The following is a 25,570-nucleotide window of genomic DNA, read 5'->3' on the forward strand; positions in this document are numbered from 1 at the left end:
TTTTTCGAATTTAACAGATGACGTTTCTGCAGAAACGTCACGCTGCCAATCGCGGGTGCAACTCCTCCAGCGAGATGTGCCCGCGAAAGCCGCCGCTGCTGATTGCGGGACGCTCATCCTCGATGGCGTGGGCGAAGATCACGGCAGGATCCGCTTCGAGTCGCTCGATCAGTCGCTGCAATCTGGGATAGGCGCCTGGTTCTTCGATGCGATGGTATTTTGCCCAGCGTGCGAGCCCGATGAAGTACGCATCCGCCAGTGTTCTTTTCGAGCCCGCGATCCAATCACCGTGAGCAAGCATTGCTTCGAGCTGCGCATGCGCTTTGGCAACGGATTGGCGGCCTACGTCGCGGAGCATGCTTTGCACCGGTCCGTCCCCCGGCATCTTGTACGCGTGCCACAGCGGTCCGAACGCCGAGAAGTACTTGGTGGTCAACAAAGCGATGCGCTGGTTGAGAAGATCGAATTCGCGCGTGCCTTGAGCGAAGCCGAGGCCACGGCTGATGCCGCGCGTGGCGATGTTCTGCAGAATCGCGGCGCTTTGTGTGAGCACAGTGCCGTCTTCGAGCAGCAAGACGGGTGTTTCGCGAACTGGGTTGATGCGGGCATACAGGTCCGACTCCATGTCCTTCAGCATGTTGATCCGGCAGAGCCGGTAAGGCTCGCCCAGCCATTCCAGCGCGACGATCGATCCGAACGAGCATCCCTGCGGGACGCCATAAAGCAATACGGGTTCCATGATGGCTCCGGTCTGATGTAAGGGGAGCCCTATGTTATTGAGCACGTCCGGGCTGTAAATTACGAACAATTATGTGACTGCCCCGAGTGGGAACATTTTTGTTACTGCCCTTACTGTCATGAAGACCACGATTTCCGGTTGCCCCATCGAAGACGCGATGCGCTTGTTGAGTGGGCGCTGGCGCACGCTGCTCGTGTATTACTTGATCGACGGCAAGAAGCGCTTCGCGCAGCTGCGCCGTGATAATCCGAAGATTTCACATCGCATCCTGACCCATGAGTTACGGGCGCTCGAATCTGCGGGCGTGATCACGCGCACCGTAATTCCTGGAAAGATCGCGCACGTCGAATACGAGCTGACCGAAGGCGGCCGCAAGCTGGTGCCGCTGATCAATGCCCTCGGCGACTGGTATGAAGATCTCCAGCGTGCGCGTGACGAGGAGCTCACTCCTTGCGCGAACGCTTGACCCGACCGGCGCCCAATAAATCCTGCTCTAATAGCAACTGCGCCATGTACCTCACGCCGAACCCCGTGAAATCGGTGGGCACGTGCGCAAGGCCACCGCTCCGATTGCTGGTGGCCAAATCCAAATGGATCCACGGAATCTCTGCAGGCACGAACCGGTTCAGGAACCGCGCGGCCAGGATGTGATCGCCCTTGCTATCCGGCGTGCAGTGGAGAATGTCGGCGATGGAGGATTCAAGATCGCTGTCGAAGTCCTCATCCATGGGGAAGGGCCACACGCGCTCACCGCTCTCGCGGCCCGCCGTCTCGATGGCCGAATGAAACTCCGGCCGATTGGTGAACGCGCCGGCGTAGCGTTCAGTGAGCGCAGTGACGCACGAGCCAGTGAGCGTCGCGAAGTCGACGATCAGATCCGGCTTCTCGCGAGACGCGATCGCGAGCGTATCGGCTAGCACCATGCGACCTTCCGCGTCACTGTGTGCTACCTGAATTGTGACGCCGTTGGCAGCGCGCACGACTTCCTGGGGACGAAACGCGTTCGGGCCGATCTGATTTTCCGTGATGGCGAGCCAGCAATCGATGTCATAGGGCACTTTCAATCGAGTCAGCGCGAGCAGCGTGCCGACGGCGACGGCGCTGCCCTGCATGTCCTCGTGCATCTGATACATGCTCTTGTGCGGCTTCAGATTGATGCCGCCGGTATCGAAACAAATGCCCTTGCCGACTAGGGCCAGCTTTTTGCGATCCGAACCGCCCGCGCGATAGCGAAGCCGCACGATGCCGGCATCGCGATGCTCGTTCGCGCGTGTGACGGCGAGAAAAGCACCCGCGTTCAAGCGCTTCAAGGCACGCTCGTCTAGAAAGGAGAAGGCCCAGCCTTCGCGTTTCGCGAGGTCACGCAACGCTTTTCGGTAACTCGCCGTGTGCAGCACGTTGGGCGGCAGAGTCGTGAGCCAGCGCGCGAGGTGATTGCCGCGATCGATCGCAATCGACAGCTCCGAATCGATATCCGGACCGTCGCCGTTCAAAGTCAGCTGAGGCGGCTCAGGAAGCTTGGCAGGCTTCGATTTGATGACGGGCATGGGCGCAGTCGCTGCCAGAGCGGCGGCCGTCAACGCCTCCAGCATCGCGGCGCTGTGCGTTTCTTCGAGCCCTTGAGTGGATACCAGCACTTTTGCGCCGGGCGCGGGCGACAGCTCTTTCCAGATGCGCGCGGCAAGGGAAAGCCGCTCGAACGCCGAGCTTGAAGCTTTTGCAAGCGCCACCACCATCGGTAGTGCGTCGGCAGTGACTCGGGCACTGAGGATAGATACAGGTCCTCGCGCCTTGGCTTCGCGATACAGCCGCTGCCAGATCGCGCCAAACGGGAGTTTGGCGAGCCGGCCTTCGGCCTGCGGGTGATCGCAAATGACGATGGAGGCATCGTGTTTTTTCATTGAGCTTTCGCTCAACGCGGCGCGCCCCTGAAAAATGCGTATGTCGCGCTCTGCGGGAAGCAATTCCACCACAGCAGGTTCCTTGACCGAAAAATCTCAAACTCCGATGATACGCGGCCTCCTTTTGCAGCACACCCGACATGTCCGAACCCTCCAGGTTTGATGATCTCGATCCCGAAGAAACCCGGGAATGGCTTGAATCGATCGACTCGGTGATCAAGGCGCAAGGCGCCGGCCGGGCTCACTTTCTGCTCGAACGGCTGATCGACTTCACCCGCCGCAGCGGCGGCTACCTGCCGTTCAAGCCCAATACGGCCTATGTAAATACAATTTCACCTGGGCAGGAGCAGGAATACCCAGGCGATCGCAGCATCGAGCGGCGTATCGAGGCGTTCATCCGCTGGAACGCGCTGGCCATGGTGGTGCACACCAATCGCCAGAGCTCCGAGTACGGCGGACACATCGCAAGCTATGCCTCGTCGGCGACCATGTACGAAGTGGGCTTCAACCACTTCTGGCGCGCGCCGTCGGAAAAGCATCCCGGCGACATGATCTACATTCAGGGTCACGTCGCGCCGGGCATCTACGCGCGTGCGTATCTCGAAGGTCGTTTGACCGAAGAGAACCTGCGTTACTTCCGCCAGGAAGTGGCGAGCCCCGAGAAAGGTTTGAGCTCCTACCCGCATCCGTGGCTGATGCCGGACTTCTGGCAGTTCCCGACCGTGTCCATGGGCCTCGGCCCGATGATGGCCATCTATCAGGCGCGCTTTCAGCGCTACCTCGAGCATCGTGGCATCGTGCCGGAGACCGACCGCAAGGTGTGGGCGTTCCTCGGCGACGGCGAAATGGACGAGCCCGAATCGATGGGCGCGATCACCATGCCGGTGCGCGAGAAGCTCGACAACCTGGTGTTCGTCATCAACTGTAATCTGCAGCGCCTCGACGGTCCGGTGCGCGGCAACGGCAAGATCATTCAAGAGCTCGAAGCCGCTTTCCTCGGCGCGGGCTGGAACGTCATCAAGGTCATCTGGGGCTCGCGCTGGGATCCGCTGCTGGCGAAGGACACCAACGGCCTGCTGCGCCGTGTGATGGAAGAGTGCGTCGACGGCGAGTACCAGAATTTCAAGGCCAAGGGCGGCGCGTACACGCGCGAGAATTTCTTCGGCAAGTATCCCGAGCTGAAGGAAATGGTCGCCAACATGTCCGACGACGACATCTGGCGCTTGAACCGGGGCGGCCACGACTACAAGAAAGTCTGGAACGCCTACAACGCGGCCGTGAATCACAAGGGCGCGCCCACCGTCATCCTGTGCAAGACGGTCAAGGGCTTCATGATGGGCAAGTGGGGTGAGAGCCAGAACATCACCCACCAGCAGAAGAAGCTGGACGACGAGGCGCTGAAGGAATTCCGCAAGCGCGTCCACATCAACATTCCGGAAGAGCAACTCGCGAAGTCGCCGTTCCAGCGCCTGCCGGAAGACAGCGAAGAGATGAAATATCTGCGCGAGAAGCGCGAGCGCCTCGGCGGCTCACTGCCGCAGCGTCGCGCGAATGCGCCCTCGCTGGTCGTGCCGCCGCTCGAAGCCTTCGACTCGCTGCTGCAGTCCTCGGGCGATCGCGAGTTCTCCACCACGATGGCGTTCGTGCGCATCCTGCAGATGCTGGTGAAGGACAAGAACATCGGTAAGAACATCGTGCCGATCGTTCCCGACGAAGCCCGCACCTTCGGCATGGAAGGCATGTTCCGTCAGGTCGGCATCTATTCCTCGGCGGGTCAGCTGTACACGCCGCAGGATGCGGACCAGCTGATGTTCTACAAGGAAGACAAGAAGGGACAGATTCTCGAGGAAGGCATCAACGAAGGCGGCGCGCTCGCCTCGTTCATCGCGGCGGGTACCGCGTATGCCAACCATGGGGTCAACATGATCCCGTTCTACATCTATTACTCCATGTTCGGATTCCAGCGCGTTGGCGATTTCATCTGGGCGGCGGGCGACAGCCAGGCTCGCGGCTTCCTGCTCGGCGGCACTTCGGGCCGCACGACGCTCGCGGGCGAAGGCCTGCAGCACCAGGACGGCCACAGCCATCTGGCGGCCAGCACGATCCCGAACTGCATCGCCTACGATCCGACGTTCGCGTACGAGCTCGCGGTCATCATCCAGGACGGCATGCGCCGCATGTTCGCCGAGCAGGAAGATGTCTTCTATTACCTCTCGGTGATGAACGAGAACTACGAGCACCCGGCCATGCCGAAGGGCGCGGAGCAGGGCATCCTCAAAGGCATGTACCTGCTGCAGGCCGGCGGCAAGGGCAAGGTGCGCGTCAATCTGATGGGTTCGGGCACGATCCTGCGCGAAGTACTCAAGGCCGCCGAGATTCTCGAGAAGGATTACGGCGTGCCCGCCGACGTGTTCAGCGCGACCAGCTTCTCCGAGGCGCGTCGTGAAGCACTCGATATCGAGCGCACCAACATGCTGCATCCGGATGCGCCACAGAAGGTGCCGTATCTGCGCCAGGTGTTCGGCGATCGCACCGGCCCGTTCATCGCGGCGACCGACAACATGCGCATCGTGGCCGATCAGATCCGTCAGTGGGTCCCCGGACGTTTCGTCGTGCTCGGCACCGACGGTTACGGCCGCAGCGACTCGCGCGCCGAGCTGCGCCGGCATTTCGAAGTGGACGCACCCCACATCGTGGTGGCTTCGCTGCGCGCGCTGGCCGATGAAGGCAAGCTCGACATGGCGACCGTCAAGGGCGCGATCAAGAAGTTCAACATCGATCCGGACAAGCCGAATCCGGTCACGCAATAAGCCGGGTCATTGAAGCATGCCTACAGATATCAAAGTCCCGGACCTGGGTGACTTCAAGGACGTCGAAGTCATCGACGTGCTGGTCAAGCCTGGCGATCAGATCGACATCGATACGCCGCTGCTCACGCTGGAAACCGAAAAGGCGACCATGGACGTGCCGTCCACGGACGCCGGTGTGATCACCGCGCTCGCCGTGAAGAAGGGCGATCGCGTTTCCAAAGGCAGCGTGATCGGACAGCTCGAAGCCAAGAGCGGTGTCGCCGCTCCCGCCGCCGTCGGCAAGAAGAGTGGCGCCCCGGAAGAGCCGGTGTCGAGCTCTTCGCTCAGTAAAGAGCAGTCGGAGCGCAATGCCGGCACGGCGAGCGCGCCGGCCGCTGCGCCCAGCAAGCCTGCTTCGAGTGGCGCTGCCACCGGTGGCGGCGAAGTTCGCGTTCCCGATCTCGGCGACTTCAAAGATGTGGAAGTCATCGACGTGCTGGTCAAGCCCGGCGATCGCATCGAAGTCGACACGCCGCTGCTGACGCTCGAAACAGAGAAGGCGACGATGGATGTTCCGTCCACGGCCGCCGGCGTCGTGAAGTCGCTCGCCTTGAAGAAGGGCGATCGTGTTTCCAAGGGCAGCTTGATCGGCATGCTGGAAGGCGCGGCTGGCGCAGCCAGCAAAGGCGCGCCTGAAGAGCCCGTGTCCACGCCTTCGGTGAGCAAGGCCGAGCCAGCCGCAGCCAAAGCGGCTCCGACTCCTGCGAAGAGCGCAGCGCCGGCTCCCGCTCCCGCACCGTCAGTGGCGAAGGCTCCCGCAGATTTGCCTCCTATCGATGAGGCCGGCTTTGCGCGTGCGTATGCGAGCCCGTCGGTTCGTAAGTTTGCTCGCGAGCTCGGTGTCGATCTGGGCCGCATCAAGGGAACGGGCCCGAAAGCTCGCATCACGCCGGATGACGTGAAGGCGTTCGTCAAACAAGCGCTGTCGTCGGGCGCGCCCGCAGCGGCTGCTGCTGGCGGTGGCGGCGCGCTGCCGAAGATTCCAGAAGTCGACTTCTCCAAGTTCGGCGAGATCGAGGTCAAGCCGCTCAGCCGGATTCAGAAGATCTCCGGTCCGCATCTGCAAGCCAGCTGGTTGAACATTCCGCACGTCTGGCAGATGGACGAAGCGGATATCACCGAGCTGGAAGAAACGCGCAAGAAGCTCAAGGGCCAGGCCGAGAAGCAGGGCATCAAGCTCACGCCGCTCGCGTTCGTGCTGCGTGCTTGCGTGAAGGCGTTGCAGGAATTCCCGAACGTCAACAGCTCGCTGGAGTCCTCGGGCAAGAACCTGATCCTGAAAAAGTTCATCAATCTGGGCTTCGCGGCCGACACGCCGGGCGGCCTGGTCGTGCCGGTGATCAAGGACGCGGACAAGAAAGATGTTTACGAGATCGCTCGCGAGCTCGCTGAGCTTTCTGCGAAGGCCCGCGATGGCAAGCTGAAAGTCACCGAGATGCAGGGCGCGACCTTCACTGTGTCGAGCCTCGGCGGCATCGGTGGCGTGGGCTTCACGCCCATCATCAATGCGCCGGAAGTGGCGATCCTGGGCGTGGCCAAGTCGAGCATCAAGCCCGTCTTCAAGGACGGTCAGTTCGTGCCACGGCTGATGTTGCCGTTCACGCTCGCTTACGACCACCGCGTGATCGACGGCGCCGCCGGCGTGCGCTTCACCACCTTCCTGGCGGAAAAGCTCGCCGACGTTCGTGGACTCATCGAGGCTGTTCCGTGACCAAAGTTATCGTCCCCGATATCGGCGACTTCAAGGACGTCGAAGTCATCGATGTGCTGGTGAAGCCCGGCGACAAAGTCGAATTGGAAACACCGCTGGTCACCTTGGAGACCGAGAAGGCGACGATGGATGTGCCGTCGTCGGCAGCTGGCGTGGTGAAGGCGGTCTCGTTGAAGAAGGGCGATCGTGTTTCCAAGGGCAGCCTGATCCTCGAAGTCGAAGCCGCGGGCGCCGCAGCTTCGTCGCCGGCGCCTGCCGCTCCGAAAGAAACAGCCGCTCCGAAAGAGACCAAGGCGGCTGCAGCCGCCACCGCTGTCAAAGCTGAGGCTTCCGCCGCGGACACGATGGTCCGAGAGAAGTTGACTCCTGCGCCGAGCGCAGAGCCATCGGGCGGTCCTTACGATTTCGACATGGTCGTGCTCGGCGCCGGGCCCGGTGGTTACACGGCCGCGTTCCGCGCCGCCGATCTCGGCATGAAGGTCGCGTTGGTCGAGCGTTGGCCGCAACTCGGCGGCGTCTGTCTCAACGTCGGCTGCATTCCTTCCAAGGCGCTGCTTCACGCCGCCAAGGTGATCGAAGAAGCGCACGAGATGGAAGTTGCCGGCGTCACCTTCGGCAAGCCGCAGATCGATACCGCGAAGCTGCGCGGCTGGAAAGAAAAGGTCGTCAGCAAGTTGACCGGCGGTCTCGGCATCCTCGCCAAACAGCGCAAGGTCGAAGTCATTCGCGGCATCGGCAAGTTCGTCTCGCCGCATGAGATGCAGATCGCCAACACCGACATGACTCCGCAGTCCACGGTGTTGTCGAAGGGCGAGAACGCGCCGGGCGAAGGCGCGCGCAAGATCTCTTTCAAACATTGCATCATCGCAGCCGGCTCCGAGTCGGTTCGCTTGCCGGGGCTGCCGGACGATCCGCGCATCATCGATTCGACCGGCGCGCTCGAGATCGATCTGCCCAAGCGCATGCTCGTCATCGGCGGCGGCATCATCGGCCTGGAAATGGCCTGCGTGTACGACGCGCTCGGCGTCAAAGTGAGCGTCGTCGAGCTCACCGATGGACTGATCCCCGGTTGCGATCGCGATCTGGTGCGGCCGCTCGAAAAGCGGATCGCCAAGCGCTATGAAAAGATCATGGTGAAGACCAAGGTCACCAAGCTCGAAGCTCTGAAGGAAGGCATTCGCGTGACTTTCGAAGGCGAGCAGGCGATCGAGCCGCAGATCTACGACAAGGTGCTGGTCGCGGTCGGTCGCAGCCCGAACGGCAAGAAGATCGGCGCGGAAGCGGCCGGTGTCGTGGTCAACGAGCGCGGCTTCATTCCGGTCGACAAGCAGATGCGCACGAATGTTTCGCACATCTTCGCCATCGGCGACGTCGTCGGCCAGCCCATGCTTGCTCACAAGGCATCGCATGAAGGCAAGCTCGCGGCGGAAGTCGCGCACGGCGAGAAGCGATACTTCGACGCTCGCGTGATTCCGTCTGTTGCGTACACCGATCCGGAAATCGCGTGGGTCGGCGTGACTGAAACCGAAGCCAAGGCCAAAGGCATTGCGTTCGAGAAGGGCAGCTTCCCGTGGTCGGCCAATGCTCGTTCGCTCACGCTCGGACGAGATGATGGTATGACCAAGGTGCTGTTCGATCCCACCACGCATCGCGTGATCGGCGGCGGCATCGTCGGTCCGAACGCCGGCGATCTGATTTCCGAGATTGCGCTGGCCATCGAGATGAATAGCGACGCCGGCGACCTGGGCATGACCATCCATCCGCACCCGACCTTGTCGGAGACGGTGATGTTCTCGGCCGAGGCGTTCGAAGGCACGCTGACTGATCTGTACGTGCCGAAGAAAACCGCGGCCCGCGCGAAATAAGAACAAAGCGATCGCCGCGCACCTGTCGTGCGGCGATCCGCTCCAGCTGACTCCTTCTTGCGACGTCAAGGCCGTGACGTCATAAAAAGTTCAACCCGATTTGCGCCTGCGTCCAGGGCTGACCGTCCGTCGTAGGGCAGTCCTTATTTGCGACCCGCCTCGATATCGCATTTCGCGGGTCGTGTATGAGTCAAGGCGAGGTAGGGACATGACAATGGCCGCGAGGAGTGTGCTGGCCGTGGCGTTCAGTGGAGTGCTTGCTCCGCAGGCGGTGCCCGCCGCCGATCGGTACCCGCTGCAAATCGATCGTCAGCCGGTCGTCCGGGTACTGCTCGAATTATCCAAACAAACGCACCTGCAGATCGTCGGTATCTTCCCAAGCGAGCCCAGCGAGGGCGGCGTGCTGGTCGGGCCGCTGCGCGGCGAGTTCACCGCCGATCGGGCTCTCCAACTGCTCCTCCAGGACAGCCATCTCACATTCGTTCGCGTCAACGCGAACACCGTCGCGGTGATGTCGAAGCCGGCGACGACGACAGCGGAAGTCGTTGACGATCGATCTTGATCGGCCGCGCGCCGTGATCGGCGATAGATCGCGATGCAGCAAAAAATATTTTCTGTCATTCGCTCGCTGTCGTAATCGACATTTATATGTAACGAAACTCGGCGTCGCGATCCTTGCTCACGGCGATGGAACGTCAATGCAATTCGTGGAGCGCATGTCGAACGCACTTCGCGATTGATGTGAGATCAACTGATGTTTCATCCACCGCCTGAGCGTCATATTGCCGTTTACTACTAAGTACCGGGCACATAAGAGAAAATCAGGGGTGACCTCGCCGCCTTCACCGGTCATCCTCTTCGTAGCCCCTTGCATCGTCGCACTGGCAGATAAAACATCGCGCACGGGCAAGGGTGGTCGCACTGTCCGTTGCTTTAGGAACGCTCGTGATCGATCGCCGGGGTTATGGGGATATCAAGTCTCTCTCGAGTACGCCTGTCGTAGAGGCGCAGTTGGATCGTGCGTCCTCCGAAACGGAGGGTGGAGGCGTCAACGAGAAGAGCGGGTCTGACGATCGTCACGATAGTCGGATCGCGCAGTGGTTCAAAGATTGGCGAAAACCGGTGAGGCATTGGCTGTCCCGCCGCGCTTCCGTCCCCGCCGCCGAGCTCGACGATCTGGCTCAGGAAGTATTCGTGAGGCTGCTTCGCTACAGCGGTAAAACACCCGTCGAGAATCCGTTGGGTTACTTGTTGCGGATCGCAAGTAACGTGGCCAGCGAATGGCGCGAACGCGCGCGTGTTTCCAAGCCGCACGAGCAGGAGTGGCTCGACGAACTGCTGATCGAGCCCGACCAGGAACCCGAAAACTCCTTATGCAAGACCCGCACCGACGCGAACGTGCAGAACGAGGTCGACCGGCTGCCGTTCCGCCAGCGCCAGGTGCTGCTTTTGAGAGTGAATGAAGGTCTGACCTACAAGCAGATCGCCGAGCGCCTCGAGCTGTCGCCCCGCGTAGTGCTGCGGGATCTATCTCGCGCTTACAGTCAGCTGCGCATGCGGCTCGACCCGGAAGACCTCAAGTGAATGGATCCGCACGAGGACCCCTCATGACAACAGGATCTGACAGGATACGTATCGTGAGTCAGGAAGCCGCTTACTGGTTGATTCGCTGGACCGACGACGCCGGCAAAATGCCGCCTGAAGACCAGCAAGAGTTCAATCTCTGGATCAGGCAGTCGCCAGAGAATATCGCCGAGTTCCTACGCGCGTTGGAGATGAACAGCGCGTTCTCGGGCAAGAAGCTCCGGGATCAGATCACCAAAGTCGACTCGAATGTCATACATGGTGACTTTGGGAACGGCGTCTTTCAGTACGACTATCAGCCTTGCGCGTCCGTGAGCGATGAGGTTCCGCGGAAGCGCAAGCCTGCGACCGTTCGGAAGTGGGTGGCGCGCGCGGCAATGCTCGTCATGGGCGCTTCGCTCGTGTTCACGTTGGCCGATCGAACGCCGGAGGGCGTGGTCGAAACCGCGGCCAGCCACTTGCAGCAGTTGAATATCGAGGACGGCAGCGGCATCCAGATGGATGCTCGCACTCGATTGAAGGTCGAGATGAAGCCCGAGGAGAGGATCATCCATCTTTACACCGGGCAGGCGGTGTTCGACGTCATCAGCAACCGCCGGCGGCCGTTCATCGTGCGGACGAGCCTGGTCGATGTGACCGCTGTGGGTACGAGATTCGCGGTGAAGGTCGATGAAATCGGTGTGACCGCCACTGTGCAGGAAGGTGTCGTCGAGGTGACCCCGCGCGATCGGGGCGACGGCCAAGCCGTCCGGCTGTATCCAGGCGAGCAGTTGCACATTCCGAAGACGCGAGTGCAGCAGTTCTCGGAGCAGCGCAAGGAGCCCGTCGATGTGAAGCGTGAGCTGGAGTGGACCACCGGCTGGATTACGTTGCAGGGCACTACCATCGGCGAAATGGCTAACGAATTCAATCGGCGCCATAAGGTCCAGGTGAGGATCGACGACGCATCCCTGGCCGCACGGCGCATCGACTTCGCGCGTATCAAGGTGACCTCCGTCGAGAGCTTTGAGGACGTGCTGAAGAGCCAGCCCAATATGCGTGTGACCAACAATGGTTCGGTGATTACGCTGACACAGCAGCACCGGTCGGAATAATTGGTCGTGACTTACAGGATGTGGCGAATGGCAGCGACGTTGCTGGTCGCGCTGCTCTGCGCGTGGAGCTCTTCGTTTGCCGACCAAAGTGCGCCACCGCGGTTGTATTCCCTCAACATTCCTCGCGGCCCTCTCCGGGCCGCGATCATGCAATTCACGGGACAGACCGGTATTCAGGTCACCGCGAGTTTCGGGACTACCGAAGTAGAGATCCAGCCGGCCACTGAGCTACAGGGCGAGTTCGAAGCCCGCGATGCGCTGAACCGCCTGCTTGCGGGCACTAAGCTGGAAGCCAGTTGGGAGAGCGACGACGGTACGGTGCACATTTACCCACGGGACCTGCCTCGTTCGTGGGATGGGGCGGACGGAGTTACAGTCGTTAGCAGTCGGCTTGGATGGGGAAGCGACGGGCCGGAGCCGGTTCGGACTTACGGTCGTGACGACATCGAACGCTATGGTGTCTCCAGCCTGCCGGCGCTCGCGAGGTACTTCACCCAGCAACCTTATTCCTTTGGCGAATGGGCCCACAACACGGGCGCCCAACATCTTCAGATGCGCGGATTGGGCGTGGACACAACGCTCGTGCTCGTCAACGGTCGTAGGGTGCCGCCGAGCGCGACCAGCGCTACTCTGAACGCTTTTGACCTGAATACGATTCCGCTCACGGCCGTCGAGCGCATCGAGATCATGTCCGATTCTGCCTCGGCGATTTATGGAGCCGACGCGATCGGCGGTGTTGTGAATATCGTTATGAGAGAGGACATCAAGTCGCCTGATGTCTATCTTCATTACGGCGATGCCGAGGGAGGGGCGCGGGAGCGACGGGCAGCAACCTCCTTTGGTATTTCCGGCGAACGTTTCAAGTCAGCGCTTACGGTCGACTATTTTGAACGAGGCACGCTCGTAGGCGCTGAGCGGGATCTGTGGAGAAATCAGGACTTCACGCGATTTAGCGGTAGGGGGTGGCGCGGCAGGGACTGGCGCGTGCCCACGGCAAATCCAGGGAACGTTTACTCGCTTACGGGCGAGCCGCTTCCTGGGCTGAGTCATCCGCAGGCGTCGGTGCCCGTCGGCAGCACTGGGGTCGGCCTTAGGCCGGAAGACTTCCTGGCAACGGATGGGGAGATCAGTCTCGATAGCTCTCAAGCAACCGTGTCTATTCTGCCGGACGTGAATCGCCTGTCAGCGTTCGGTTCCGCCGAATTCTCGCTGAGCGACAGCTCGGCCGTTTTTGCGGAATTGTTGATAGCCAGGAGTGACGTTGTTATGCAGGGCTTTTTGCCATCCGTGACGCAGCTGATCGTGCCGGAGGAGAATCCATACAATCCGTTTGGCCAGCCTGTCGCAGTGGACTACAGCCTCGTTGGCATGAAGCCCATCTCGTATGTAACGGAATCGGATCTCGCCCGGTTAGTGCTCGGAGCGCGCGGTCGGTTGCGAGATTGGGATTGGGAGTTGGTTCTTGCAAACAGCGATGAGCGTGTTGCCACGGCGACGGTCAACGATGTGGATGCCGCGCGTGTTCAAGCTGCCCTGGACTCGACCGAGCCGCAGTCGGCACTGAATCCTTTCAGCGACGGTCCCGCGGGAAGCGAAGCCTTATTGTCCTCCCTAGTGGGCGATCCTCAAGGCGTCGATTCTGACTCGCGTGGGCTGCAGGCAGGGGGATTCTTACGGCGGGAGTTGTTCCGGGCGCTCGGCGGCATGAGCGAATTCGTCGTTGGAGGAGAGTGGCGGCGAGAAGTAGTAAGGTTCGATAACAGTATTTATTTTGTGAAGCAAAGGCGTGAAATCGCCTCGGGATTTGCCGAGGTCAAGCTGCCACTGCTGAAAGGGGTATCGATCAAAGCGGCCCTGCGAGGAGACTACTACGAGAACTTAAATGATTCGGTGAACCCGCAGTATGGGTTGGTTTGGCGCCCGGCCCCGGATTGGCTGGTGCGAGCCGCGTACGGCACGAGCTTTCGGCCGCCATCAGTGTTCGAGCTATTTGCACCAGGAACAGAGTTTTTCGTGCGACCCGTTGTTGACCCGCGGCGCGGGGGCTCCGTCTCCCTCGTCAGCTGGGGCGTGGGAGGCAATCCGGACCTCGGGAATGTATCAGCTCGTTCTTTCACCGGTGGCGTCGTGTATCGGCCTGGTTATTGGCCAGGGTTGCAGGTGGGCGCACACTACTGGCGAGTGGTCATGAACGATCGCGTCGCCACTCCCAGGGCCGCTGGCCTTGAGCAACTCGAAGAAATGGGCCGCGTGACGCGCTCTGCGCCGACTGACGCCGATAGGTTGGCGGGCTGGCCCGGGGCGATCCAGTCTGTTGACGGCTCGCTCGTCAACTATGGGCGACTCGAGACCAGCGGCGTCGATTTCGATCTGTCGTATCCTGTGGTGGGTAAATGGGGCAAGCTGCAGGCTGCGCTATCTGCCACGTGGGTAGATCAGTATGTCCCTCGAGATCTGAGCCCAGTGCAGCGATCAGATCGGGTTGGCATTGCGCATGTGGAAGGCACGATTCCCGAATGGCGTCTGGTTGGGTCCGTGACCTGGGAAGGAACGGTCTGCGGCGTGTCTACTACAGCGACGGTTACGCCACGCTATTGGGATACAGATTTGACTGGCCGCATTCTGGATCGGCATGTGCCCTCCCGTACCGTCGTCGACATGCAGGCGTGGCTGGAACTGGGCCGACTGTTCGAAACAGATTATCTCGATGGATTGAAGCTGACGGCCGGGGCGCTGAATCTGCTGGACGAAAACGTGGATTTCGCCAATGTGGGTAGGAATTTGGGCCACGATATGTCGCAAGGCGATCTCAGGCAGCGATTCGCGTACTTGCGGATAACGAAGTCCTTTTAGTTCAGCAGATATCGGCAGAGGGCCCGCGCGGGCCCTCGCTTACGCTTATTTCATTCCGCTCCAAGCCAAGTCCACGTGATGGGGTTGTCTTTGATCTCAGGAACGCTTGCGGGCTGCCGAGTCTCCACCATCGCATCCCCCAAATCGATCATCTCCATCCCTTCGACCTCAACCTCTCTCGCCGCAATATTCTCTTTCATAAGTATTTCCTTAGAGTGGTTCAGTCAGTCCTCCCGGCCGGCGGTAACCTGCGCTTCCTAATGGTTAACAGCAATGCGATTTGTCACAGGGATGAAACATAGGGGTTAACCAGTTGGCCCCCGCACGTTGCAACAGAACTGACAGCCATCGATCGCGGCACTGCGCGGACCGCCCGTGTACGAAGCGGTGATTTGCGGTCCGGCGAGAATTTGTTTGCGCCTTTCAAAAAAAGGGGGGTTAACCTGGCAACGTTGCCCGGTCAAAGTGAACAAGAGACCCAAAGATCACAAGAACCTTGGTGCTTGGTTCGCCCTTGGTGGTCCGTAGCGGGCCTCATGGAAGAGGTCCGCTGCGTATCTTCGAACCAGGTGCCAGAACAAATGGAGTCGAAATTGCAGCCTCTCACGGAGGACGGGGCTGCAAGCTCCGTTAAGCCCGTCTGCACCGTCGTGCATTTCCACTATTGCGTCCCTTAGAAAACGCGCCCGTCTGTGATGGCTTTGCTCGTAAAGGCTTCGGCCATCGACGATGAAAGAATGTGTGGCGCCGGTAGGCGCCTATAGTGACTTCCGCAAGTCGCCGGCTATCTCCGACTCAACTTGAGAACAAATGCAGCTCGATTGAGAACTGCGCAACCGGGCTCACAATGAAGATCGCGCCTTCGAGCGTTTGCGTGGTCAACGCGATTGCTATCAATTCTTACGTCGACGCCATGCTCCCGGAATTACCGAATGTCCTCCGCACCGCGCGGAGCGACGCAGGGAAAAAGTGGGGTCGAGGCTGTTTTTATATACAGGCACGGCAGGTTCTGAGCTAAAATCTAGCCGTGCTTGAATTCGAGACCACCGCTCGAAACCTCTCCTAAATTCTCGAGCGACCGCGCAGTCGAGCAGAAATATAGGGCCTGTTTGGGAGTGCGCCATGATCCAGGAAGACTACCGCCAGTCTGAGGGGTACCAAGAGCGGGCTGCCAAGCGACAGTCACTCGAAGATCTCGGTCATCAGATCATCGAACTCGCCGGACACTTGAACGCGGCCAATTACCGCTTCCTGATGCTCATCGCTGAATTTGATCGCCGCAAGGGATGGGGCGATGGCGCCACCGCGTCGTGCGCGCACTGGCTGAGCTGGAAGTGCGGCATCGACATGGGAGCGGCGCGTGAGAAGGTGCGCACGGCGAATGCGCTGGGGAACTTGCCGAAGATCGCCGCGGCGATGGAGCGCGGCGAGTTGAGCTATGCGAAGGTGCGAGCGCTCACGCGCGTGGCGTGCCCAAATACGGAACAGACGCTATTGGATTACGCGCTGCACGGGACGGCGACGCACGTGGAGAGGATCGTGCGCGACTTTCGCCGCTGCAAGGAGGCGGAGGAGCTGGGGCGTGACGCCCAGCAGCAGGCGGATCGGAAGCTAACATGGTTCCATGACGCGGATGGCATGCTCGTGATCAAGGCGAGGCTGCCGGCCGAGGCAGGTCAAATGTTTATCAAGGCGATCGAGGCTGCTTGCGAAGAGATTCCGCCGCCGGAAGTTTCTGCAGAAACGCCGAATGTAAAATTGATGCCGCATCCATCGGCTCGGAAAGTCGACGCCCTTACCATTGTGGCGGAATCGTTCCTCGCTCACGGTCCCGCCGCAGTCAAGGGTGGTGATCGTCATCAGATCGTAGTGCATGTCAATGCCGAGACTCTGCGAGACAGCGCCGCGGGCCTTTGTCAGTTCGAACACGGGCCGAGCGTTGCTGCGGAAACGGCGCGGCGGTTGTCCTGTGATTGCAGCGTCGTTCCTATTGTTGAGAACGAAGAGGGTGAGCCGCTCAATATCGGGCGGAAGTCTAGGAGCATACCGCCGGCGCTATACCGCGCAATGAAGTCGCGAGATCGCGGCTGTTGCCGATTCCCGGGATGCCCCAACACGCGGTACCTGGATGGCCATCACATTCAGCACTGGGCTCACGGCGGCGAGACGAAACTTTCTAATCTCGTCAGCCTGTGCAAATGGCACCACCGGCAAGTGCACGAAGGCAACGTCGTGGTCCTCGTGCTCGACGATGGCGCGATTCGTTTTGTTACGCCGACCGGTAAATCGTTCGATAGCACGCTACCAGACCACACGCGGCCGCTCGGCGATTGGCATGAATTGGTCGCCACTCATGAAGAACAGGGGCTGCATATCGACCGCCGAACGGCAGCGACTCGTTGGGACGGCGAGTCCTACGACCACGCATGGGCGATCGAAGCGCTGTTGCACCGCTGGCGTCGCGGGCGAAATCCCTAGTGGCTGAAGTAATGAGCTGCCCCGGCCGGCACGGCCCGTAGTCGCGTCGAAATAGGGTTTGGGCGCGCGGATGGTGGCGGTTCAGGAACATTCGGCGACGATGTGGGCTCCAGCCTAGCAGGCGGAGCCCTCTGGGGCTTTACATCTGCCGAAACAAGTGCAAATAACTCCGGCTCACCGGCAGCACCTCGCTGCGGCCTTTCATGTGAAGCTCGGCCGTCTCATTCGCTCCGCGAGTCACATGACTAATCGCGCTGAGGTTCACCACCACGGATCGATGCACCTGAGCGAAGCGCGAGGAATCCAGCTGCGAAGCAATCTCCTTGAGCGGCGTGCGGATCACAGCCTCGCGAGGCTGCTTCGCGTCGTCGCGCCAGGCGACGAGGGTGTATTTCTCTTCGGAGCGGAGGAAGTCGATGTCCTCGACCGGGATCAGACGCACCGTCTGCCCGATGGACGCGCGAACCCACCGTAAGGGAGCGGAAGATTCCGTGGGCCGAAGTCGAGCGGCAAGTTGTTCCAGCAATTCTTCCGTGTTGAGCGCCGGTTGAGCGGCGCGAAGGCGTTCTTGAAGGCGGGCGACGGTGTCGGCCAGGCGTGAGGGCTCGACGGGTTTTACGAGATAGTCGAGAACGCCTTGTGAGAAGGCCTGGACGGCGTACTGATCGAACGCAGTGACGAACACGAGATGCGCGCGGCGGCCGATGTGCTGGGCGACTTCGATACCGGTGATGCCAGGCATGTGAACGTCGAGGAAGCAAATCGATGGATGCAGCGCCTCGAACTTGTCGATTGCTTCGCGACCGTTGCGGGCTTGGGCGACGACAGTGAGTTCCGGCCACGCCTGGGCGAGCATGCGCTCGAGAGCATCTCGGAGCAGCGGCTCGTCGTCGGCAATCAGGGCCGTGGGACGCTCAAAACTCATGACCGCCGCTCCCGCGCCGGAAACTCCACCTCGGCGCAGACACCGTGCGGCTCGACTGCCAGCAGCCGCAACTGCGCGTCGCCACCGAAGCTGAGTTGAAGGCGTTCGCGCAGCGTCGATAAACCTGTTCCCAGGCCCTGACTGGTCGCGTGCAGGCCAACGCCGGTGTCTCTAACGCGAATCAAGCAGCGACCATCGCGACGGACCACTTCGATGTCAATTCGTCCACCTTCCTCGCTCGGATCGATGCCATGCCGGACCGCGTTCTCGACCAGAGTCAGCAATGTCATAGGTGGACACTGCAAGCTGCGCGCTGCCGAATCGACGTTTACTGCGAACTGAAGTCGATCCGGCATGCGCATCTGCATGAGCTCCAGATAGGCATGGACCAGTTGCAGTTCGTCGCCAAGAGTCGTGGTCGACTCATGCAGGCGAGGCACGGCGGCGCGCAGATAGGCAACCAAGCTCGCAAGCACCTTGGAGGCTTGCGGTGAGCCGGCATCGACGAGGGCTTGAATGTTGGCAAGCGTGTTGAACAGGAAGTGTGGCTCCACCTGCGCTTGCAGTAATCGCATGCGTGCGTCCAGCGCCTGACGTTCGAGCTCGCTTTTCTCCAGCTCGAACGCCAGCGCCTGCTCGCGTGCGAATGCATCGCGTTGCTTGAGCATCGCGCCGACTGCGATCCAGGGCGCGAACAGCAAACCGGTGACGGTCAGCATCGCGTAACCCATCGTGCGCTTTTCGTCCGTGGCGATCTGCGGATCGCCGCCGGTGGTGAGCCAGTACGCGAACAGGGCGCTGAACGGAATCACGACAGCGACGCCGATGACTTGGAGTGCCGAGCGGGCGAGCCGAGACGCGAGACGCCGCGGCCACTGCTCGAACAAGCCGAAGGCCAGCATGGCGGAGAAGCCCACGAGTAACGCGCGCGAAACGACGATGACAGTGGCCGTCTCACTGAGCAGGCCGAGAAACAATCCGAACAGCCCCGACACGGTGAGCGTGAAGCGCACGCGTCGCCAGCCCAGCATCAACGCCAGGCCGTGCGGCTTCGAGGGCAATGCGGCAGCGGTCATGAGTGGACTATAGACGAATGGATCGACGCCGCCTGCGCTGCGCTCGCCCGACTGACCGGCGCGGCCGTCATCCGTCCGCCTGGAGCGTGCTTGAGTGGCGTTCTGCCGCGGTTCGTCGCAAGCTCGGGGCGTGCATGAGCCGACTCGTCATAGTAGGGCCCAGAAGTACATGGAGTCCGAGACATGACGCTGAGACGCAAAGTTTTGGTCATCGCCCTGGCGGTGGTTGCCGTTGCAGTCACATCACTGGCAGTGGCATTGAGCTACACGTCGCCTTGCCCGCCACCGGCGGCCCCGCCGGAAGGTGCGGAGCGAATGAAGGCTGTCGTTCAGCGCTGTTACGGTCCGCCCTCGGTGCTCCGGCTGGAAGAGGCCGCCAAGCCGGTTCCAGAGGCCGATCAAGTTCTCGTCAAGGTCCACGCGGCAGCGGTCAATCCGCTCGATTGGCATTACATGCGTGGCGAGCCGTACATCATGCGCTTGTCATCCGGCATCGGCGCGCCGACCGACACGGCCATGGGCGTCGACTTCGCTGGTGTCGTCGAAGCCGTTGGTGCTGACGTACGAAAGTTCAAAGTCGGCGATGCGGTCTTCGGCGGTCGCGGTGGGGCGCTGGCCGAATACGTCGTCGTTCGCGAAAGTCGGGCTGTAGCGCACAAGCCCGAGAATCTCTCATTCGAGCAGGCCGCGGCCATGCCGATCGCCGCGGTCACCGCGATACAGGGGCTGCGGGATCACGGCAAGCTCAAGGCGGGCCAGAAGGTGCTGATCAATGGCGCGTCCGGCGGTGTCGGCACATTCGCAGTGCAGATCGCAAAGTCGATGGGTGCGGAGGTCACGGGTGTTTGCAGCACTCGAAATGTCGAGCTCGTGCGTTCGCTCGGGGCCGATCACGTCATCGACTACACCCAGCAGAACTTCACGAAGGGCGATCAGCGCTACGACCTCATTCTCGACAACGTCGGCAGTCATTCCTTCCGCGACTATGGGCGAGTGCTCGAGCCCGATGGCGTCATCGTGGTCGTCGGCGGGCCCAGTGAGAACGTCTGGATCGGGCCGTTGATTCAGACGGTCAAGGGCATGGCGCTGTCGCCGTTCATGAGCCAGGAGATCGTGGGTTTTCTGGCCGAGTTGAACCAAAGCGAGCTCGAGGTGCTGGCGAGCCTTGCGCGCGAGGGCAAGCTGACGGCGGCGATCGATCGGCGCTACCCCCTCGATAGAGCGGCCGAGGCCATCGAATATCTGGAGCAGGGGCGCGCGCGGGGCAAGGTGATCGTGACGATGCACGATCAACGGTGAGGTCATTCGATACTAAGACTGCCTCGCGGGTGTTTCGATCCCCGTGATTTTTCTGCGCGCGCGCGCAGTGTAGAGTCAGCCCCGGTTCATCCGTGCCCGCTTACAGAGAGTCACTTGCTCAATCTCGGCCACGCGATTCAGCTCAGCGCGTCGGATCTGGTCGGCTATCTCAATTGCCATCACCTGACGCATCTCGACACGCTGGTCGCCACTGGAACCCTGGCGAAGCCCCAGGTCTGGGACCCCTCGTTGGAAGTGCTTTGGGAGAGAGGTGCGGCGCACGAGCGCGCCTTTGTCGAGCATCTGCGCGATCGAGGTCTGGAGATCGTCGAGATCGAAGGCATCGGCGTGTCGCCTTCGCAGGTTGAGCAGACAATGGCCGCCATGCGCGCCGGCGTCGAAGTCATCGTCCAGGGGGCGTTTCTGCAGGGCGTATGGAGCGGTCGCACGGACGTGCTCGTTCGTGTTCCGCTGCCCAGCGCGCTTGGCGACTGGTCGTATGAAGTCGTCGATACCAAGCTTGCGCGAGAGACCAAGGGCGGCACGGTGCTGCAACTGTGCTTGTACTCGGATCTGCTCGGGAGCGCACAGGGGCGTCAGCCTGAGCACATGCACGTGGTTATTCCTGGCTGCGGCTTCAAGCCGGTGACCTACCGGACCGCAGCCTTCGCTGCCTACTATCGGCATGTGCGAAACGCGCTGGAATGTTCGCTCAAAGCCGAGCCGCCTCAACCGACGTACCCACATCCCACAGAACACTGCGACATTTGCCGGTGGCGAACGGAATGTGACGCGAAGCGACGGCGCGACGATCACTTGTGTTTGGTCGCGGGCATCTCGGCGTCGCAAATAAACGAGCTTTCCCGGCACGGTGTGACGACGCTCGCGGGTCTTGCGCGCCTGCCGGTGCCATTGCCTTGGAAACCAGAGCGGGGCTTGCCGCAATCGTACGAGCGAAGTCGAGAGCAGGCGCGCATTCAGTGGGAAGGAAGGCAAGCGGGAAAGCCACTCTATGACACATTGCCGTTGACGCCCAACACCGGCCTGCATCGCCTGCCGGAGCCCTCGCCGGGAGACGTCTTCCTCGATCTCGAGGCAGACCCGTTCGTGGGCGAGGACGGACTGGAGTTCTTGTTTGGGTATGTCACCGCGCACTCGGCCGGCGCGGGGCGCTATGTCTGCGAGTGGGCATTCTCTCGCGCGGAGGAGCGCGGGGCGTTCGAGCGTTTCGTCGATTTCGTGATGGCGCGCTGGGCGCACTACCCGGGGCTGCACATTTATCATTACGCGCCGTATGAGCCGAGCGCTCTGAAACGTCTGATGGGTCGTTACGCGACTCGCGAGAACGAGATCGATCGCATGTTGCGCGCATCGCTGTTCGTCGATCTGTATGCAATCGCGAGGCAGAGCATTCGAGCGAGCATCGAAAGCTACTCCATCAAGAATCTCGAACCCTTCTACGATTTTCAGCGCAGTGTGCCATTGGTCGAGGTCAGAAGTGCGCTATCCAAACTGCAGGCGCGCCTCGAATTGAACGATGTCTCGGCGATCACGGAAGAGAGCAAGGAAATCGTGCTTCGCTACAACCGTGACGATTGCCTCTCCGCACAGCGGCTGCGTGACTGGTTGGAGAAGATTCGCAAACAGCTGATCGTCGACGGCGCAGCGATTTCGCGTCCGACGGCAGACGATCCCGAACCCACGCCGGAGCTGGATGAGCGGCAGCGGCAAGTGGCGGCGCTCGTCGCGTCACTGACGACCGATGTGCCCGTGGAAGCTTCTGAGCGATCGCGCGAACAACAAGCCCGCTGGATTCTTGCGTACTCGCTCGATTGGCATCGGCGCGAGCTGAAGTCGGCATGGTGGGAGTTCTTCCGGCTGGCCGATCTCACGGCAGACGACTTGCTGGATGAGCGCTGCGCCGTTGCTGGCTTGGAGTTCGTGGGTGTCGTGGGCGGCACGGCGAGAGCGCCCGTGCATCGCTATCGGTTTCCGCCGCAAGAGTTGGAACTGCGCGGTGGCGAAAGTTTGCATCTCAGTCGGGAGCAGAAGCTGGGAACGGTCGAGGCCGTTTCCCCCGATGGCGGAAGCATCGATATCAAGAAGCGCGGCGATACTGCCGCTATTCATCCGAAGGCAGCCTTTGCTCATGATCTCGTCCGCACCGATGTGATTGCGGACGCTCTGTTGCGGCTCGGCAGCCACGTCGAAGACAACGGCATCACCGGTGCAGGTCCGTACCAGGCGGCGCGAGATCTTTTGCTCAAGCTGCCGCCGCGGCTCGGCGGCGAGCCGCTGCAATTGCAAGATGAAACAGCAAGCACGGCCGCCGTGCGAGTGGCGACGAAGCTCGCGAGCGGCGTGTTGCCCATCCAAGGGCCGCCGGGAGCCGGCAAGACATTCACTGCCGCGCAAATGATCTGCGCCCTGGTCAAAGCTGGAAAAGCGGTCGGCGTCACGGCCAACAGCCACAAGGTCATTCGCAATCTGCTCGACAAGGTGGTCGAGCTTGCCGGGCGCTCGGGTCTCGCCGTCCAATGTTTGCAGAAGCTTTCGGACAAAGCCGATGAGGTGCCCGGCATCCGCTTCGAAACGGACAACGAGAAGACGCTGGCCGCCATCGGTGAGTGTCAGGTGGTCGCCGGCACGGCATGGCTCTGGTCGCGTCCGGATGCCTTCGCAGTCGTCGATACGCTGTTCGTCGATGAAGCGGCGCAAATGTCCTTGGCCAATGTGCTTGCAGTATCGCAAGCGTGTCGGACGCTCGTGTTGTTAGGCGATCCACAGCAGTTGGAGCAGCCGATTCAGGGCAGTCACCCTGAAGGCACGGAAGTCTCAGCGCTCCAGCACGTGCTCGACGGCGCGGCGACCATTGGCGAGACGCAGGGTTTGTTTCTGGAAGAGACCTGGCGATTGCATCCCGACATCTGCTCGTTCACTTCGGAGCTGTTCTACGAAGGCAGGTTGCGATGCCATCCGGGTCTCGAGCGACAGGGAGTGAGATCGGAGGGTCTTATCCGCGGATCAGGGCTGCGATTCCTGCCAGTGCCTCACGAAGGCAATCAGAACTCCTCCACCGAAGAGGCCGAAGCGATCCTGGCGCTGGTCGAACAAACATTGGCGGCGAACGCGTCGTGGATCGATCGGGACGGACATCTCCGGCCCGTGACGCTGAATGACATCCTGATCATCGCGCCGTACAACGCGCAGGTATTTGAGATTCAGCGCCGACTGCCGCAGGCCCGCGTCGGCACCGTTGACAAGTTTCAGGGACAGGAAGCGGCGATCGTCATGTATTCGGTGACGACCTCGTCGCATACGGATGCTCCGCGCGGCATGGAGTTTCTTTACAGCCTGAATCGGCTGAACGTGGCCGTGTCTCGTGCGAAATGTGTCTGCGTGTTGGTCGGGGCGCCAGCCATCTTCGAGCCTGCATGCACGACGCCGCGCCAGATGGAGTTGGCCAACGCTTATTGTCGTTATCGCGAGCTGGCAGGCCCGCTCGATTTCTCAGGAGTTAAGCCTTTCGGTCAGTGATGTGAGAGCCCGGCTTCTGGCATACATAGGCAATTCCACGTACCAGGAGAATCCCCTTGGATCTCAACAAACTCATGGCTCGCGCCAAAGCCATTCTGCTGTCTCCCAAGAACGAATGGCCGGTGATCGCAGGCGAGCCGACCACCGTCGCCGACCTTTACAAGGGCTACATCATTCCGTTGGCCGCGATCCCGGCGATCTTCGGATTCCTGCAGATGAGCGTGATCGGCATGTCGGTGCCCTTCGCCGGAACGGTGCGCATCGGCGTCGGCGCCGGCCTGACCACGATGATCGTGGGTTATCTGTTGGCGCTGGTCATGGCCTATGTGATGGCGTTGATCGTCGATGCGCTCGCGCCCAGCTTCGGCGGCCAGAAAAATAACATTCAAGCGCTCAAGGTCGTCGCGTACGCCTACACGGCGAGCTGGCTCGCGGGCATCGCGCAGATCGTCCCTGGCTTGGGCATGTTGATCATCCTGACCGGCGCCATCTACAGCATCTATCTGCTGTATCTCGGCTTGCCCCAGACGATGAAGTGTCCGCCAGAGAAGGCGGCCGGTTATACGGCGGTGGCCATCATCATCGCCATCGTGCTCGGCTTCGTGACCGCTGCGGTCGTCGGCAGCATCGCCGGCGTGGGGAACATGATGGCGGGAGGGAGCTACTCCACGAGCGACGAGGATGTGCAATTCGACAAAGACAGTCCGCTGGGCAAGATGGAGCAGTGGAGCAAGGAAATGGAGGCTGCCAACAAAAAGCTCGAAGAGGCGCAGCAGTCAGGCGATCAAGCCGCGCAGGATGCAGCCCTGAAGGCGGTGTTCGGGGCCGCCATGAGCGGCGGCGGTGGCCAGGTCGAGTCGCTGACGCCCGATCGGCTGAAAGGATTCGTGCCCGAAGAGCTTGCTGGGCTGAAGCGCTCCAGCCTCTCGGCGGAGCGTAACGGCGCGATGGGCCTGCAGGTCTCCTCGGCCAGCGCCACGTACACGAACGACTCCGGTCGCGAGGTCAGGCTCGAGATCACCGATGCGGGCTCGGCCAAAGGATTGCTGGGCCTGGCCAGCTGGGCCGGGGTGGAAGGGGAGAAGGAAGCCGACGGTCGTTACGAAAAGACCTTCCGCGAGGACGGTCGGCTGGTGCACGAAGAATGGGATAGCAATGTCTCCACAGGCCAGTACACCGTGGTCCTGGGCGACCGTTTCACGGTGAAAGTCGAAGGCGCGGCCGGCAGTGTCGGCGAGCTGCGTGAGGCAGCGGAGGAGCTGGACCTGGACGGACTGGCCGATCTGCGAGCGGAAGGCGTTACAAATCAATAACTCCCCTCAATGAGGGGCCATGCGTATATGGCGCACAGCGCCCGACAGGGGATGATCGGGCGCTCGGTTCCATTGGGTCACTCTGGACCGGCCCAATTCCCATCCAGCCTCTCGGGACCTTCTAGACCGCCCATCTCAAAAAATCATCCCTAGGCATTTTCCGAATTTGCCGTTCTTTCGCCGATGCACGACGGCGGGCTCTGGTAGTTTTTGCCAGCCCTGTATCGCTGTGTATTCGTCGGGATGCCGCACTGCGCATTTGCATCCGCGGCACCGGCGTTTCAGGGAAATCAGCACGGCGCCGAAAGATCAGCCCCGCATAGCACAGAGAGTTATCGCGGGTCTG

The 25,570-nt window shown here is 61.2% G+C and carries 17 protein-coding genes; 12 read left to right on the forward strand and 5 right to left on the reverse strand.

Going from position 1 to position 25,570, the window contains the following annotated elements:
• Positions 1-37 precede the first annotated feature (37 nt).
• Positions 38-739, reverse strand: coding sequence for a glutathione S-transferase family protein (locus VGD45_RS04930; protein ID WP_331154156.1), 702 nt, complete (start codon positions 737-739; stop codon positions 38-40).
• A 118-nt stretch (positions 740-857) separates the two neighbouring features.
• Between VGD45_RS04930 and VGD45_RS04935 the strand changes: the two genes are divergently transcribed.
• Positions 858-1,205 carry a helix-turn-helix domain-containing protein gene (locus VGD45_RS04935; protein WP_331154157.1) on the forward strand — a complete coding sequence of 116 codons (348 nt, stop codon included), beginning with the start codon at positions 858-860 and terminating at the stop codon, positions 1,203-1,205.
• Here the strand turns inward: VGD45_RS04935 and VGD45_RS04940 are convergent.
• The gene (locus VGD45_RS04940; protein WP_331154158.1) at positions 1,183-2,640 is read right to left on the reverse strand and encodes a M17 family metallopeptidase; all 1,458 of its coding nucleotides are present in this window, start codon (positions 2,638-2,640) and stop codon (positions 1,183-1,185) included. The genes VGD45_RS04935 and VGD45_RS04940 overlap by 23 nt on opposite strands.
• Before the next feature lie 140 nt (positions 2,641-2,780).
• On the opposite strand from VGD45_RS04940, the gene aceE reads away from it, so the two are divergent.
• From aceE to VGD45_RS04980, 7 genes are all read left to right on the forward strand, one after another.
• Complete coding sequence (gene aceE, locus VGD45_RS04945; protein WP_331154159.1) at positions 2,781-5,450, forward strand: pyruvate dehydrogenase (acetyl-transferring), homodimeric type; 2,670 nt, start codon at positions 2,781-2,783, stop codon at positions 5,448-5,450.
• A gap of 16 nt (positions 5,451-5,466) precedes the next feature.
• Positions 5,467-7,200 carry a dihydrolipoyllysine-residue acetyltransferase gene (aceF, locus tag VGD45_RS04950; protein ID WP_331154160.1) on the forward strand — a complete coding sequence of 578 codons (1,734 nt, stop codon included), beginning with the start codon at positions 5,467-5,469 and terminating at the stop codon, positions 7,198-7,200.
• Positions 7,197-9,065: a dihydrolipoyl dehydrogenase gene (gene lpdA, locus VGD45_RS04960; protein WP_349263216.1), complete on the forward strand. Its 1,869-nt coding sequence runs from the start codon at positions 7,197-7,199 to the stop codon at positions 9,063-9,065. The genes aceF and lpdA overlap by 4 nt, the downstream gene beginning before the upstream one ends.
• A gap of 214 nt (positions 9,066-9,279) precedes the next feature.
• Positions 9,280-9,627: an STN domain-containing protein gene (locus VGD45_RS04965; protein WP_331154161.1), complete on the forward strand. Its 348-nt coding sequence runs from the start codon at positions 9,280-9,282 to the stop codon at positions 9,625-9,627.
• A gap of 383 nt (positions 9,628-10,010) precedes the next feature.
• A complete protein-coding gene (locus VGD45_RS04970; RefSeq protein WP_331154162.1) occupies positions 10,011-10,649 on the forward strand; it encodes an RNA polymerase sigma factor in 639 nt (212 codons plus the stop codon).
• Between the two features lie 53 nt (positions 10,650-10,702).
• On the forward strand, positions 10,703-11,743 hold the full coding sequence (locus VGD45_RS04975) for a FecR family protein (protein WP_331154163.1): 1,041 nt from the start codon (positions 10,703-10,705) through the stop codon (positions 11,741-11,743).
• Positions 11,744-11,770: 27 nt separating this feature from the next.
• Positions 11,771-14,596, forward strand: coding sequence for a TonB-dependent receptor (locus tag VGD45_RS04980; protein ID WP_331154164.1), 2,826 nt, complete (start codon positions 11,771-11,773; stop codon positions 14,594-14,596).
• 50 nt (positions 14,597-14,646) lie between these two features.
• Here the strand turns inward: VGD45_RS04980 and VGD45_RS04985 are convergent, their stop codons facing one another.
• On the reverse strand, positions 14,647-14,796 hold the full coding sequence (locus tag VGD45_RS04985) for a hypothetical protein (RefSeq protein WP_331154165.1): 150 nt from the start codon (positions 14,794-14,796) through the stop codon (positions 14,647-14,649).
• Positions 14,797-15,718: 922 nt separating this feature from the next.
• On the opposite strand from VGD45_RS04985, the gene VGD45_RS04990 reads away from it, so the two are divergent.
• The gene (locus tag VGD45_RS04990) at positions 15,719-17,074 is read left to right on the forward strand and encodes an HNH endonuclease (protein WP_331154166.1); all 1,356 of its coding nucleotides are present in this window, start codon (positions 15,719-15,721) and stop codon (positions 17,072-17,074) included.
• Between the two features lie 139 nt (positions 17,075-17,213).
• Here the strand turns inward: VGD45_RS04990 and VGD45_RS04995 are convergent, their stop codons facing one another.
• The gene (locus VGD45_RS04995) at positions 17,214-17,999 is read right to left on the reverse strand and encodes a LytTR family DNA-binding domain-containing protein (RefSeq protein WP_331154167.1); all 786 of its coding nucleotides are present in this window, start codon (positions 17,997-17,999) and stop codon (positions 17,214-17,216) included.
• Complete coding sequence (locus tag VGD45_RS05000; RefSeq protein WP_331154168.1) at positions 17,996-19,075, reverse strand: sensor histidine kinase; 1,080 nt, start codon at positions 19,073-19,075, stop codon at positions 17,996-17,998. Before VGD45_RS05000 ends, VGD45_RS04995 begins: the two co-directional genes overlap by 4 nt.
• A gap of 315 nt (positions 19,076-19,390) precedes the next feature.
• On the opposite strand from VGD45_RS05000, the gene VGD45_RS05005 reads away from it, so the two are divergent.
• The 3 genes from VGD45_RS05005 (at position 19,391) to VGD45_RS05015 (ending at position 25,224) form a co-directional block, all read left to right on the forward strand.
• Complete coding sequence (locus VGD45_RS05005) at positions 19,391-20,374, forward strand: NAD(P)-dependent alcohol dehydrogenase (protein WP_349263221.1); 984 nt, start codon at positions 19,391-19,393, stop codon at positions 20,372-20,374.
• A 114-nt stretch (positions 20,375-20,488) separates the two neighbouring features.
• Positions 20,489-23,911, forward strand: coding sequence for a TM0106 family RecB-like putative nuclease (locus VGD45_RS05010; RefSeq protein WP_331154170.1), 3,423 nt, complete (start codon positions 20,489-20,491; stop codon positions 23,909-23,911).
• Positions 23,912-23,967: 56 nt separating this feature from the next.
• On the forward strand, positions 23,968-25,224 hold the full coding sequence (locus VGD45_RS05015; protein WP_331154171.1) for a Yip1 family protein: 1,257 nt from the start codon (positions 23,968-23,970) through the stop codon (positions 25,222-25,224).
• Positions 25,225-25,570: the final 346 nt, after the last annotated feature.

The organism is Steroidobacter sp., from assembly GCF_036402275.1.
Lineage (GTDB): Bacteria > Pseudomonadota > Gammaproteobacteria > Steroidobacterales > Steroidobacteraceae > Steroidobacter.

Excerpts from the sequence above, each read along its gene's own strand:
- VGD45_RS04965 (WP_331154161.1), top strand. The coding sequence starts at position 9,280 with ATGGCCGCGAGGAGTGTGCTGGCCGTGGCGTTCAGTGGAGTGCTTGCT.
- VGD45_RS04985 (WP_331154165.1), bottom strand. The coding sequence starts at position 14,796 with ATGAAAGAGAATATTGCGGCGAGAGAGGTTGAGGTCGAAGGGATGGAG.
- VGD45_RS05000 (WP_331154168.1), bottom strand. The coding sequence starts at position 19,075 with ATGACCGCTGCCGCATTGCCCTCGAAGCCGCACGGCCTGGCGTTGATG.
- VGD45_RS04995 (WP_331154167.1), bottom strand. The coding sequence starts at position 17,999 with ATGAGTTTTGAGCGTCCCACGGCCCTGATTGCCGACGACGAGCCGCTG.
- aceE (WP_331154159.1), top strand. The coding sequence starts at position 2,781 with ATGTCCGAACCCTCCAGGTTTGATGATCTCGATCCCGAAGAAACCCGG.
- VGD45_RS04940 (WP_331154158.1), bottom strand. The coding sequence starts at position 2,640 with ATGAAAAAACACGATGCCTCCATCGTCATTTGCGATCACCCGCAGGCC.
- aceF (WP_331154160.1), top strand. The coding sequence starts at position 5,467 with ATGCCTACAGATATCAAAGTCCCGGACCTGGGTGACTTCAAGGACGTC.
- VGD45_RS04990 (WP_331154166.1), top strand. The coding sequence starts at position 15,719 with ATGATCCAGGAAGACTACCGCCAGTCTGAGGGGTACCAAGAGCGGGCT.
- VGD45_RS05005 (WP_349263221.1), top strand. The coding sequence starts at position 19,391 with ATGAAGGCTGTCGTTCAGCGCTGTTACGGTCCGCCCTCGGTGCTCCGG.
- VGD45_RS04935 (WP_331154157.1), top strand. The coding sequence starts at position 858 with ATGAAGACCACGATTTCCGGTTGCCCCATCGAAGACGCGATGCGCTTG.
- VGD45_RS04930 (WP_331154156.1), bottom strand. The coding sequence starts at position 739 with ATGGAACCCGTATTGCTTTATGGCGTCCCGCAGGGATGCTCGTTCGGA.
- VGD45_RS04980 (WP_331154164.1), top strand. The coding sequence starts at position 11,771 with ATGGCAGCGACGTTGCTGGTCGCGCTGCTCTGCGCGTGGAGCTCTTCG.